The sequence below is a fragment of the Streptomyces sp. NPDC056169 genome, from assembly GCF_042268445.1.
Lineage (GTDB): Bacteria > Actinomycetota > Actinomycetes > Streptomycetales > Streptomycetaceae > Streptomyces.
In genome coordinates this window covers 28,002-40,181 of record NZ_JBHJUO010000029.1, presented here as the reverse complement: position 1 = coordinate 40,181, position 12,180 = coordinate 28,002, and the positions used below count along the sequence as shown (strand labels likewise).

The following is a 12,180-nucleotide window of genomic DNA, read 5'->3' as shown; positions in this document are numbered from 1 at the left end:
GGGAAAGGGGAAAGGGGTGTGTCGGCCGGTGACGGGGCGGCAACCCCGGCACCGGCCACTTCGGCAGTGGCTCAGAGCGCGGCGAGTTCCTCGGCGACCGCCCTGAGTGCCTCGCGGGGTATGGCCCCGGCCGCCACCGCCGCGACGTCGATCAACGGCATGGGCCCCAGGAACTGGAGCAGTTCGGAGTCGAACAGGCTGGGCAGATGCCGGCGCAGTACGACGGAGGCGACCGGGTCGGACATCAGCGTCCGCATCGGTGTCCGGACCGACACCCGCCCGACCGGGAACTCGTCGAGCCGCGGCAGCGGCAGCGCGGCCCGCCGGGCCTGGTCGCGCTGAGCCCGGACGAGGAGATGAGCTTCGGTCACCGGGCCCTCGGCCGGCAGCCCCAGGCGTTCGTACTGACTCGGCGGAGCCTCCGTGCCTCGCATCAGCTCCACCAGCAGCGTCGCGAGCCGCAGCTCCGCCTCGTCGTCGACGAGCGGGTCGAGCTGCTCGGGGTCGTTCTCCAGATCGAAGAGCAGGCTGCCGTGGTGGTACGGATTGACGAAGGTGCGGCCCGGCACCCGCAGGGTGCGGACGCCCTTGGTGAAGCCGAACGGCTCGGCGAGCTCCACGTCGGCGAGTTCGGCGGGGGTGAAGCGGCCGCGCATGTGGGTGGGCATCAACGTGTGCTCTTCCAGCGGGGCGTTGTCCGGGGAGACGGGGGCGCGCATGTAGACGTACCGGCCGTCGGTGATGTTCACGTGCCCGCCGTGGATGCCGAAGAGGCCGGCCTCGCGTACGGGGTCGTCCGCGGCGGCGACGGGTAGCGGTGCGCCCTGCATGTCGACCGGGCGCTCGACGCCGAAGTACTCCAGGAGCGTGGGAGCGAGGTCGATGGTCTGTACGAGGGTCTCGCGCCGCTCGCCCGCGCCGCCGGAGCGCGGGTCCCAGACGAACAGCGGCAGATGGACCAGCTCGTTGTACCAGGGCTGGACGGCCTTGCCCCACCAGCCCTTCTCACCGAGCAGCAGCCCGTGGTCGGTGTTGACGATCAGGAGCGTGTCGTCCCAGAGCTCGTGCTCGTCCATGGCGTCGAGGACCCGGCCCAGCGAGTGGTCGCACATGGAGAGCAGGGCGGCGTACTCGTAACCGGCGTGGGCGACCTGCTCGTCCGTCTCCACCACCTGCTTGTAGTCGGGCCAGTCGAAGTGCGGCCCGTCGTACGCGTGCGGGTAGAGGTCCTTGTACCGCTGGTGGCTGAAGAACGGCTCGTGCGGGTCGAAGGTCTCGATCTGGACGAACCAGCGATCCGCGTCCTTGTTGGTGTGGATGAACTCCAGGCCGGCGTCGAAGGTGAGCGTCTGCGGATGCCGGTCCTCGGTCGCCATGTGCGGCCGGTTCACCCAGTCCTGCCGGTAGACGGCCGAACGCATCCGCTTCAGGTCCTCGGGCATCTGCGGATCGGCCACCTGCCCCTTCCACGGATCACCCTCCTGCCCGCGGAAGAACTCCCAGGAGTTGTAGCGGCCGTGGTACGTGGCGCCGCCGTCCTCCCAGTAGTGCGGGTGGTCGCTGGCCAGATGCGTGTACACACCGCTCTGCTTGAGCAGTTCGGGCATCGAGTCGTCGAAGGGCTCCAGCGGTCCCCAGCTGCGGTGCAGGAAGTTGTAGCGCCCCGTGTGCAGTTCGCGGCGGGCCGGCATGCACGGCATCGATCCCGCGTACGCCCTGTCGAAAGTGACTGTCCGCTCGGCGAGGCGCGCGAAGTTCGGGGCATGCGTCCAGTCGGATCCGTACGGCGGCAGCATGCGCCTGTTGAGGCTGTCGAACATGACCATGATGGCCTTCATGCGGAAGAGTCCCTCCTGTCGGGGTCCGGCGTACCGTGCTGTTCGAGGCGGCGCCGTATTCCCTCCAGCCAGGCCACCCAGCTGTCGACCGCCGACGCTCCGTACGCGTGCAGGTCGTCGAAGATCTCCTGGGCCAGAGCCGGGTCCAGCTCGGGCAACGGATCCTCGAACCGCAGGGTGCGGTCGCGGTCGCGGTTGCGGGCGATCTGGGCGCGCCGGTAGGCGAGTTCGGTGTCGATCAGCCCGATCGCGGCCTGCCGGTCCAGCGGGGCGGTGAAGGCGAACCGGGCCAGGAAGTCAGGGTCCTGGAACCGGCTGGTCGGCTCGTACGGCGAACGCACCCACTCCCACAACACCTCCTTCCCGCGCGGGGCGAGGCGGTAGACCTTCGCGTCCGGCCGCCCCTCCCGGGGGTCGACCTCGAAGGCCACCCACTCGTCGTCCGCCATCCGCCCGAGCAGCCGGTAGATCTGGCTGTGATGGGCCCGCGACCGCAGGAACTGGCCCTCCGTCTCCACCCACCGCCCCAGATCGAAGCCGCTCCGCGGCCGCGCCGAGATCAACGCGAGCAACACGTACTCGAACTTCACCGCCCCACCACCCCTATGTGCACTGTCATCTATGTGTTCAGTGTTGTAGGTGCTGTACGGGGGGCGTCAATGGATCCGGTACGCGCTTATCAGGGCCGTATCACGCCGTTCATGATCGGCCGCCCGCCGTGCCCGCGCCGACTGATCTTCGACCGGACAGCGGTAACGCGTCCGCCCGCCCGGTCTCCGAGAGACCGGGCGGGCGGTGCAGTGACGCGCGGTGCGGCGTTACCGCGTTACGGCTTCGGCAGGGTGCAGCCCGGGCGGTTCAGGTCGATCACGTTGCCCGCGCCGACGCACGGGACGATCGTGTACGTCTCCTGGGCGTAGTTGATGCCCTGGCGGACGGTCACGGTGCCGTTCTCGTCGATCTCGCACGGGTTGTTCACGGTGCAGCTCTCACCGCTCTCGTTGCCCGTGTTGTTGACGGCGACGACCTTGCCGGTGGTCGTGTCGATGACCGGCGAGCCGGAGGTGCCGCCGATGGTGTTGCAGGAGGAGGTGTAGCGGACCGAGTCCTTCCAGGTCCAGTCGCCCTCCTTCATGCGGTAGACGAAGCCGTCGACATTGCAGCTGTAGATCCGCTTCCAGTACCCGGACACCACCTTGATCGACGAACCCTGCGTCGGGCGGACGTCGTTGAGGGTGAGGGCGCCTATGCCGTACAGGCTCTGGATCTGCGCGTAGGTCTTGGTCACCTGGTAGATCGAGATGTCGGTGTCGGTCATCGTGCCGTACGCGATCTTGCTGGCGCGCAGCGTCGCGACCTTGGTGCCGGCCGAGTTGAGCAGCGAGAACGAGCGGGTGGAGCGCACGTCCTTGACGACCTCGCCGGCCCCCGGCATGCCGGTCTCCAGACAGTGCCCGTTGGAGAGGACGAGCGCGGGGTCGTTCGGCTGGGAGCTCGGCATGCGGACGAGCGAGCCGGAGCAGTTGCTGAGCGCGACCGTGCCGGCGAAGTCGACGGCGACGGCCGCCGTGGCCCGGTCCTTGGCCGCGGGAGCCTGCGGCGGCGCGGCCGCCATGGCCGGGGCCGCGGCCGCTCCGGTCAGGAGCAGCGCGAGCAGGGCGCCGACGAGAGGCTTCTTCATGTGGGGGTTCCCCTCTGATGACGTGCAACCGAAGATCCTCCGGTTGTCATGTGCATTCTTAGAACCTCGGCATCAACCCACAAGAGGGCGTACGGAAATGAGCCACCGTCAGTTCGGCCCCACCCGTCCGGCGGTCAGAGCCCCGACATGCCCGCGGCCGACCGGAACTCCCGCCGCCGACGCCCCACCGGCCGGCAGCCGTTCGTCATGCTGCCGGGCAGGTCGACGCCGAAGGCCGGGGCGGCTGGCGCCGTCCCGGCCTACGGGGAACTCGGGGAACTCGGGGAGGTCAGAGTTGCTCGTCCTCCGGGATGCTGACCAGCCAGCGGGTGTCCCGCCGGGGGCGCAGGTACAGGGCCCAGTAGAGGGTGGCGGCGGCCGTGATGCCGCCGGTCCATGCCAGGTACTTGGTGTCCTGCATGTACAGGACGTACGCGAGGACGCCGATGAGCAGGAGCGGCACGGCCGGCCACAGCGGCATGCGCCAGGCCGCGATCTCGCGGTGCGCGCCCCGGCGGCTGAACAGGGCGGCCACCGCGACCAGCAGGTACATGCCGGTGACGGAGACGCCGGTGACGCCGTACAGGGTGTCGAGGTTCACGAAGCACAGGGCCGCGCCCGGGACGCCGACGGCCAGGGTGGCCACCCACGGGGAGCCGAAGCGGCCGAGCCGGGACAGGGCGTTGTTGACGGGTTCCGGCCAGGCCTTGTCGCGGGCGGAGGCGAACAGGACGCGGGAGTTCTGGATGACCATGACGATGCCCGCGTTGATGATCGCCAGGGCGACGCAGAGGCTGATGAAGGTACCGACGGCCGAGTTGGACCACGTGGCGATCATGCCGCTGATGTCTCCGCCGGTGAGGGTCTCCAGGTCGCCGGCGCCGAGGGTGATCGCGACGACGGGCACCAGGATCACGGCGGTGGAGATGGCGAGCGTGGCGAGCACGGTGCGGGCCACCGTGCGGCGCGGGTTCTCCAGCTCCTCGGAGAGGTAGACGGCCGTCGAGAAGCCCTGGGTGACGAAGAGGGCGATGGCGAGGCCGGATACGACCATGGCGCCGGTGACGAGCGAGTGTCCGCCTCCGGCGGACGCGACCTGGCCGTGGACCAGGGCGCCGACACCCCGCTGGGAGTGGGAGAAGCCGAGGATCGCGACGATGCCGGCGGCGACGACCTCCAGGACGAGGAAGATGCCGGTGATCCAGGCGTTGGCCCGCAGGTCGAGCAGACCGGCGAGGGTGGCGAGGACCATGACGCCGGCACCGGCCAGCGGGGCCGGGAGGTGTACGAGCGGCGCGAGGTAGTCGGCGGTCCCCATGGCGATCACCGGTGGCACGATCATCACGACCAGCAGGGACAGCACGAAGACCAGCCAGCCGGCCAGGCGGCCCGCGAGGGTGGAGACGATGGCGTACTCGCCGCCCGCGCTCGGGATCAGGGTGCCGAGCTCGGAGTAGCAGAACGCCACGCCGATACAGAGCAGCGAGCCGATGGCGATGGTCAGGGCCGCGTACGTGCCGACGCCGTCGAACAGGTCAGGGACGACCACGAAGAGGGTCGAGGCGGGTGTCACGCACGACAGCGTGAGCAGGGTGCCGCCCACGACACCGATGGAGCGCTTGAGCTTCTGCGGCACGGGGCCGGTCTGGGGGGCCAACGCGTGCGGTGCGCTGAGGGTGTCCGTCATCAGGCGGTTCCGATCGGTGCGAGCGGTGTATCTGAACGGGAGCGGTATCGCCTCCGAGGCGTCCGGTGTCAGTGGGGTCCGTGGCTCCCGGCCTGAATGGAAGCTCGGGCGGAATCGCAGGTCAATGCCCCTCCCGCTGCGGAATCCGTCGTTCCAGGGCGCCGGGACGAGGCCCGGGGGCGCTAGGAACGCGATAAGACGCCGTAAACACTCAGTGCGGGAACCGCAGCGGTCCGACCAGGACTTTTCCCGCGCTTTACCCCCCGCACCCCCGCACGCCCGCACGGCCCGCCGGTCGGGCGGGCCGCGCGGGCGTGCGGGGGAGAGGGGGCCGGTCACTCCGGACGGCTGAAGCGGCGGGCGGCCCACAGCAGGGTCAGGCCTCCGACGGCGAGGAGCAGCCCGGCCTCCAGGAGCAGCGGGGGCTGCCGGCCCGCCCATTCGATGCCGCCGGCGGCCGCCTGGTCCGGGACCCGCAGGGCGATGCAGCGCCGCAGCAGGTCCACCCCGTACGCGAGCGGATCGACGGTCGCCAGGCCGCGCGCCCAGCCCGGCATGGACTCCAGCGGGAAGAAGGCGCCGGAGAGGAACAGCAGGGGCATCATCAGCAGGCTGAGGAGTGTGTGGAACAGCTCGGGGCTGCGCAGCGTCACCGACAGCGCCAGGGTCATGCTGGTGAGGGCGAACGAGGCCAGGAGCATGCCGCCGAGGAGCAGCAGCAGGAGCACCGGGTCGTACGGCAGGCCGACCGCGCCGGCCAGGCTGAGCAGGACGGCGCCCTGCACCGCGGCGACGAGCGTGCCGCCGGCGCAGCTGCCCAGGAGCAGGGTGGAGCGGCTGACGGGGGCCATCAGGAGCTCGCGCAGGTAGCCGCTCTGCCGGTCGGTGATCAGCCGGATCCCCACCATGATGGCCGGGGTCTGCACCGTCATCATGAGCATGCCGGGGAAGAGGTACGTCTGGTAGCCGGTGCCCAGTGAGGCGGCGGGGATGAGGGCGGCGAGCCCGCCGCCGAGCGCGAAGAGGTAGAGCACCGGCTGGAGCAGGACCAGCACGGTGTGGGAGCGCTGACGGGCCAGGCGCAGCAGATCGCGGTGGACCAGGGCGTGGATCGCCCGCAGTTCGTGCCGCAGCCGGGACGCCCGCCCCCGCTCGGTGGCCTCGGGCGCCTGGAGGGTGAGGGCGGTCATCGGCCGCCTCCGATCGCGGCGGGGGCGGTGGTGATGCTGCGGCCGGTGTGGTGGAAGAAGACGTCGTCGAGCGTGGGCGGGGTGGCGGAGGCGGCGTGCACCGCGATGCCGTGCGCCTCCAGTGCCGCGCACAGGCGCGGGATCCACGCGCTGCCGTCGGGCACCCGCAGCCACGTGCCGTCGGCGTCCACCGTGACGGGGCGGTCCGGCGGCGCAGCCTGGGCGACGACTTTCCGCGCCCGCCCGTCGTCGCTGGTGCGCAACACCACCCGGTCGTCTCCGACCTCCGCCTTGAGCCCGTGCGGCGTGCCCTGCGCGACCAGACGGCCCCCGTCGATGATCGCGATCCGGTCGCAGTTCTCCGCCTCCTCCAGGTAGTGGGTGGTGACGAAGAGGGTGCTGCCGAGCCGGTCGCGCAGGGCCCGCAGGTGCTCCCAGATCTCGGCGCGCGCGTGCGGGTCGAGCCCGGTCGTCGGCTCGTCCAGGAACAGCACGCTCGGGGAGTGCAGCAACTGGCGGGCGATCTCCAGGCGTCGCCGCATGCCGCCCGACAGGGCGCGTACGGGAAACCGCCGCCGGTCGGTCAGTCCGGCGGGTTCGAGCACCTCGGCGGTCCGCCTGCGCACGTCGCGGCGGGGCAGCCCGTACAGGCGGGCGTGGATGCGCAGGTTCTGCTCGACGGTCAGGTCCGGGTCGAGGGCACTGTGCTGGAACAGGATGCCGACCTGGCGCCGCACGTCGTGCGGTCGGGTGGCCACGTCGAAGCCGGCCACGGTGGCGTGACCGGAGGTGGGGCGGGCGAGGGCGCACAGGAGGGCGATGGTGGTGGACTTGCCTGCGCCGTTGGGGCCGAGGAAGGCGAAGGCCTCACCCCGGCGCACGTCGAGGTCGAGGCCGCGGACCGCGTCGACGGTGGTGCCGTCCGGGCCCGGGTAGCTCTTCACCAGACCGCGCGTGCTGATCGCGTATCCGGGGTCGGGGCCGGGTCCGGGGCCCGGGTCCGGGTCGTGGTCGTGGTCGCGGTCGTGCGGAGATTCCCCCGCGCGGGGGACGGCGACCTCGGCGGTCAGGAGGGCGGCTGCGGCGAGTGCGTCGTCACCTGCGGATGGCTGCATGGGGTCCCGTCCTCTTCCTCGTCCACGTCCTCTTCCGCTTCGTCCGCACGGAGCCGGAGCCCGCTCCGGCCGGCGGCTGCTCGCGGCAACCACCGGCCGGGGGGTCTTCGGTGTTACGCGCAGCTGATACCGATACAGATGGTGTTGGCGAGCGTCAGCAGGCCGACGCACGCGCACGTTCCGCTGAACGAGTCGCCGTCGACGCCGACCGGGTCGGTCTCCGGAAGGGCGTGCAGGTGGGCCAGCAGCTCGAGGTCCTGGTACTCCATGACAATCTCCTTCACTCGTGTGACACGTGGCGGCAGGGACTCCTGCCGCTCAGACCGGCTGCTGGACCATCCAGTGCCGGGGCTCTGTGTGGCGGACCCTCAGGAGGAACGCCAGGATTCCCGCCGATCCGTCGCTCCAGCTCGTCGAGACGTCCCCGTACTCGTTGGGGAAGACGACGTGGCTGCCGCGGTGGGACCGTTCGGAGACGAGGAGGCGGGCCAGCTCCTCGGCCCGCGCCCGGTGGGCGGGGTCGCCGGTGGCCTCGGCCATGTCGAGGAGGAAGTCGCCGTTGCCCGCCAGTCCGTGGCATTGCGTGACGGCGGCGCGGGAGGCGCGCTCGACCACGGCTCGGGTGCCACCGACGGCGAGGTCGCGGAACCGTTCGTCGCCGGTCGCCCGCCACAGCCGGACGAGGAACGAGCCGATGCCGGCGGAGCCGTGGCACCAGTACGGTGCCGTCGGCACGTCCGTGGCCTGGGCCGGCCACTGGGCCGCGTCGCCGACGGTGACGGCGTGCGTCACGAGGAGCTCGCCCGCCGCCAGGGCCAGTTCCCGGTGCTCCGGGTTCTTGGTGACGGCGGCGGCCTCCAAGAGGAAGCAGCCGATGCCGGCGGTGCCGTGGGCGAAGCCCAGGTAGCGCTTGCCGGCCTCCTCGACCACGGCCTCGGCGGGCACCGGCCAGCTCGCCCCGGACCGCTCGCGCCGGGCTGCGGCGGTCAGCCGGTCGGCGGCATCGGCGACCCGCTCGGCGAAGCGCGGATCGCCGGTGCGGTGCCACAGATGGGCAGCGGCCATTCCGCTGCCCGCCGAACCATGGGTGATGTCATGGCTGGGCGTCGACTCCTGCGGTGCGAGGGCCAGGGCCAGGGCGTGGTCGATGAGCGCCCGGTCGGCGACGGCGCGCCCGGCCTCGTACAGCGCCCAGGCCGTGCCGCGGCCGCCGAAGTGCAGGCCGGGCCGTGTGGAGCGGGTGTCGGTGCGGTCCGCGATCCAGCGGCCCGCGGTGGCGATCAGCTCCGGGAGGCGGGGGTCGTCGGTGAGCTCGAAGTAGCGTGTCAGGACGGACAGCACACCGGCCGCGCCCTGCTGCACGATGCAGGCGTCGGTCTCCCCGGCCTTGACGGACACGGGCCACAGCCGCAGGTCGTCGTCGGGTGTCATGGAGTCGACGAGGTGCTCCACGATGCCGGCCACGGCGACGTCGATCGAGTCGGTGCCGGTGCCGGTGCCGGTGCCGGTGCCGGTGCGGGTGCGGGTGTCCGTATCCGTGTCGGTGGCTTCGGTGGCTTCGGTGGCTTCGGTGCCCGTCGGGCCGGTGCGAGCCGCGGCCGTACGAGCAGCCCCGCCACGTCCCCTGTTGGTGCCACTCCCCGTACGGCTCTCCCGGAGCGCGTCCCGCGCCCGGGCCGGGTCCCAGCGCGCGGCGGGGTCGTCCTTCATCAGCCCGAGGATCATCGCGCGCAGGCCGTCCGGCAGCTCCAGGGGGGCGGCGCAGGCGTCCAGCCACTCACCGAGGCGGTCCTCCGGGGGCCGGGTGGCGGGCTTCTCCTCCAGCAGGGTCGGTACCTTGCCGGTCAGGACGAAGCACAGCGTCGCGCCGAGGCTGTAGTAGTCGCCGGTCGGGGAGACGGGCGCGTCCACCAGGCGCTCGGGGGGACTGAAGCCGGGCGTGCCGACGCGGGTCGGGAGGGCGACGTCGTCGGCGAGGACGGCGAGCTCCAGGTCGATGAGGCGCAGTGCGCCGTCGGGGCGGACCATCACGTTGGCGGGGGTGAAGTCGCGCAGCACGCAGCCTCGGGCGTGGGCCGCCTCGACGAGGTCCACCAGGCGTCCGGCCTGGGCCGGCGCGTCGGTGCGGTAGCGTGCGGCGCCGGTGTCGCGGAAGTGCTCGGCGACCCAGTTGCGCAGGGGGATCCCCGGCACTTCCTCCTGGGCCAGGAACAGGTGTCCGCCGTGCTCGAACATCGCGAGCGGCTCCGGTGCGAGTCGCGTGCCCTTGAGCTTCTCCAGGGTTCGGGCCTCGGTGCGCAGCCAGTCGCGGACGTCGTTGCCGGAGGCGTCGGCCTCCACGTGGGGCCGGGTCTCCTTGATGACGACCGGGGCGCCGGTCTCGACGTCGGTGCCTCGGTAGACGCCCCCCTTGTTGGTGTGCCGGATCGCCTCCCGCACCGAGAACCGGCCGCCGAGCAGGACCGGGCGCCGCGGCGTCTCCGACCTGGGGGGTGCGACGGGCACGGAGTCGGGGAAGGGGCTGACCGCCCACGCCGGCGGCGCGTACCGGCCGGTTCGCTTGTCCTCCACGGGGTTGCCGTCGGGGTCCTCGATGTACCAGACCATCAGCCCCTCGTCCGAGAGGCGCCGCCGCCCGACGAAGGCGCCGTAGCGGTAGTGCACCAGGCTGTTGGGGGCGTACGGCTGGTCGGACAGGATGCGGGGTCCCGCCAGCCCCTCGGTCGCCGTGTGGAGGTCCTGCGCGAGGCGGGCCGCGTCGGCGTCGGAGGCCGGGTAGACCGTGATGAACTTGCCCGAGCTTCCGCGGGGCGTGGCACGGGTGTTGAGGGCGCTCACCTGCTCCAGCGAGCGGGCGAACTTGAACGCCGAGCCGTCCTTGAGCAGGACGTCCAGGGCCTTCTCGAGCACCGCCGGGGCGGAGGCGGCCGTCGCCGACACGTGCAGCTTCCAGCCCTGGTCCGGCCCGGTCCCGGAGCGGGGCGCCACCCGGCACCAGCTCTCGTTCGACTCGGTGGCCCAGCGCTCGCCCGCCCCCTTGGCGCGGAGTGTGCCATGGAGCAGGGCTTCCAGCTCGGACTCGGTGACTTGGGTCGTCATGCCCATCCCTCTCAACGGGTGAGAACCGCTGGGAGGGAGCGTGCCCAGACGTCGTAGTCCGATGAACACACACGCCGCCGGATTCACTTGCTTTGGCGAGCGCACGGGTCCGTTGTGCCACCTTGTCGCGCGACCGCGCGGAGAAGGCGTGCGGCCGCGCAATACGGGGCGCATTCGTGTCGGCGGACGGCACGATCACCTACCTGAGCACGGACGGGGTCGCGGCTCAGGTGGCGGAGGCCCGGAAGAGGGTGGCCGGCGGTGCCGGCACCGCTTGCGTCATCGGATTCCGTGACCACCACAAGCGGTGCGTCCAGACCACCCGGGACCGTGGCTTGAAGGCGTACGCGATCAGTGGGGCGGTGCACCGGCGAAGAGGATGGCCAGTCCCGCGTCGAGTTCGGCGGCGGCCGCGAGGAGACCGTTCATGACTCTTCCGGATCTCGCCGGGTGGCGTCGGCCGTGCGGGCGTCCAGTGGGACGCCGCCGATGCGGTAGCCGCGTTCGTCGAGCAGGTGGCCGCTGAGCTTCAGCGGCCAGAGGGCCACGGCTCGGTCGGTGATGTCAAGGCCGGGGGCGCGCTGGGCGATTCGTACCTCGAAGCGCTGGGCGTCGGCGAGGGACTTCACCCAGGCCACGACGAGGACGTTGTTCCGGCCGGTGAGACCGGCGCACAGTCGTACCTCGCGGGCGCCGGTGACGGCGCGGGAGACGCTCTCCAACTCCGCTGCGGCAGCCCTCCCCCAGAGGATCACCGTGACCGGCCACTCCGACAAGGGGCGGGCGACCTCGCAACGGGGCTGGAGCATGCCGGCGGCGAAGAGCCGGCCGAGTCGGCGACGGACGGTGTCCGGGCTCGTTCCGCAGGCGTCGGCGAGGGCGCGGTAGGTGGCGCGGCCGTTCATGGACAGGGCTCTGACGAGGGCGTGGTCCAGGTCGGTGAGGGGGAAGACGGGGGTGTCGGTGCGGGGAGTGCCGGTGTCGGCGAGGCGGGCGATCTGGGTGCGGTCGAGGGCGCGCAGCCGCCAGCGGCTGCCCTCGGTGTAGACGGTGCTCGCGAGGTGGGTCCGGGTGGCGACGATGCCCTGCATCGCGCCGATGCCGCGAGTCACCCAGTGGGTGAGCGCGGCGAGGTCTGTGGCCATCACCGTGAGCAGGAGGTCGCGGTCTCCGCTGACGTGTTCGACGGCGGTGACGTGGGGCAGCTCGGCCAGGGCCCGGGCGACGGTCAGCAGGCTGCCGCTGGCGCAGTCCACCTCGACGACGGCGAGCAGCCCCTGTCCGCTCGCGGCGAGGGAGGGGGATGGGGAGCAGCTGATCCAGGCGGCGCCGGCTTCGGTGAGCCGGTGCCAGCGGCGGGCCACGGTGACGGCGTCGAGTCCGAGTACCGCGCCGATCTCGTTCCAGCCGGCGCGGGGGGCGATCTGCAGCGCGTGCACCAGGGCCTGGTCGACGTCGTCGAGTGCCCGTACCGCCCCGTGCGCGGAATTCCGTACTGGTCCGTGGCCAGAATCCTGCGTCATTCGATGCCCCTTGCGCGTTTCCTGCGATTTGGGTCGGTTGGGCTGGC

The 12,180-nt window shown here is 71.8% G+C and carries 9 protein-coding genes; all 9 read right to left on the bottom strand.

Going from position 1 to position 12,180, the window contains the following annotated elements; translation table 11 throughout:
* Positions 1–71: 71 nt before the first annotated feature.
* Positions 72–1,838 carry a sulfatase gene (locus ACFC0G_RS36170; protein WP_376412216.1) on the bottom strand — a complete coding sequence of 589 codons (1,767 nt, stop codon included), beginning with the start codon at positions 1,836–1,838 and terminating at the stop codon, positions 72–74.
* Positions 1,835–2,428, bottom strand: a complete 594-nt coding sequence (locus ACFC0G_RS36165) for a PadR family transcriptional regulator (RefSeq protein WP_376412214.1) — start codon at positions 2,426–2,428, stop codon at positions 1,835–1,837. The genes ACFC0G_RS36170 and ACFC0G_RS36165 overlap by 4 nt, the downstream gene beginning before the upstream one ends.
* A 236-nt stretch (positions 2,429–2,664) precedes the next feature.
* The gene (locus tag ACFC0G_RS36160) at positions 2,665–3,519 is read right to left on the bottom strand and encodes a serine protease (RefSeq protein WP_376412211.1); all 855 of its coding nucleotides are present in this window, start codon (positions 3,517–3,519) and stop codon (positions 2,665–2,667) included.
* Between the two features lie 289 nt (positions 3,520–3,808).
* Positions 3,809–5,206, bottom strand: coding sequence for an APC family permease (locus tag ACFC0G_RS36155; RefSeq protein WP_376412208.1), 1,398 nt, complete (start codon positions 5,204–5,206; stop codon positions 3,809–3,811).
* A gap of 335 nt (positions 5,207–5,541) precedes the next feature.
* A complete protein-coding gene (locus tag ACFC0G_RS36150) occupies positions 5,542–6,396 on the bottom strand; it encodes an ABC transporter permease (RefSeq protein ID WP_376412205.1) in 855 nt (284 codons plus the stop codon).
* A complete protein-coding gene (locus ACFC0G_RS36145; protein ID WP_376412202.1) occupies positions 6,393–7,511 on the bottom strand; it encodes an ATP-binding cassette domain-containing protein in 1,119 nt (372 codons plus the stop codon). Before ACFC0G_RS36145 ends, ACFC0G_RS36150 begins: the two co-directional genes overlap by 4 nt.
* A 113-nt stretch (positions 7,512–7,624) precedes the next feature.
* Positions 7,625–7,780: a VenA family class IV lanthipeptide gene (locus ACFC0G_RS36140; RefSeq protein WP_376412199.1), complete on the bottom strand. Its 156-nt coding sequence runs from the start codon at positions 7,778–7,780 to the stop codon at positions 7,625–7,627.
* Between the two features lie 49 nt (positions 7,781–7,829).
* On the bottom strand, positions 7,830–10,610 hold the full coding sequence (gene lanL, locus ACFC0G_RS36135) for a class IV lanthionine synthetase LanL (RefSeq protein ID WP_376412196.1): 2,781 nt from the start codon (positions 10,608–10,610) through the stop codon (positions 7,830–7,832).
* A gap of 425 nt (positions 10,611–11,035) precedes the next feature.
* On the bottom strand, positions 11,036–12,133 hold the full coding sequence (locus ACFC0G_RS36130) for an Lrp/AsnC family transcriptional regulator (RefSeq protein WP_376412193.1): 1,098 nt from the start codon (positions 12,131–12,133) through the stop codon (positions 11,036–11,038).
* Positions 12,134–12,180: the final 47 nt, after the last annotated feature.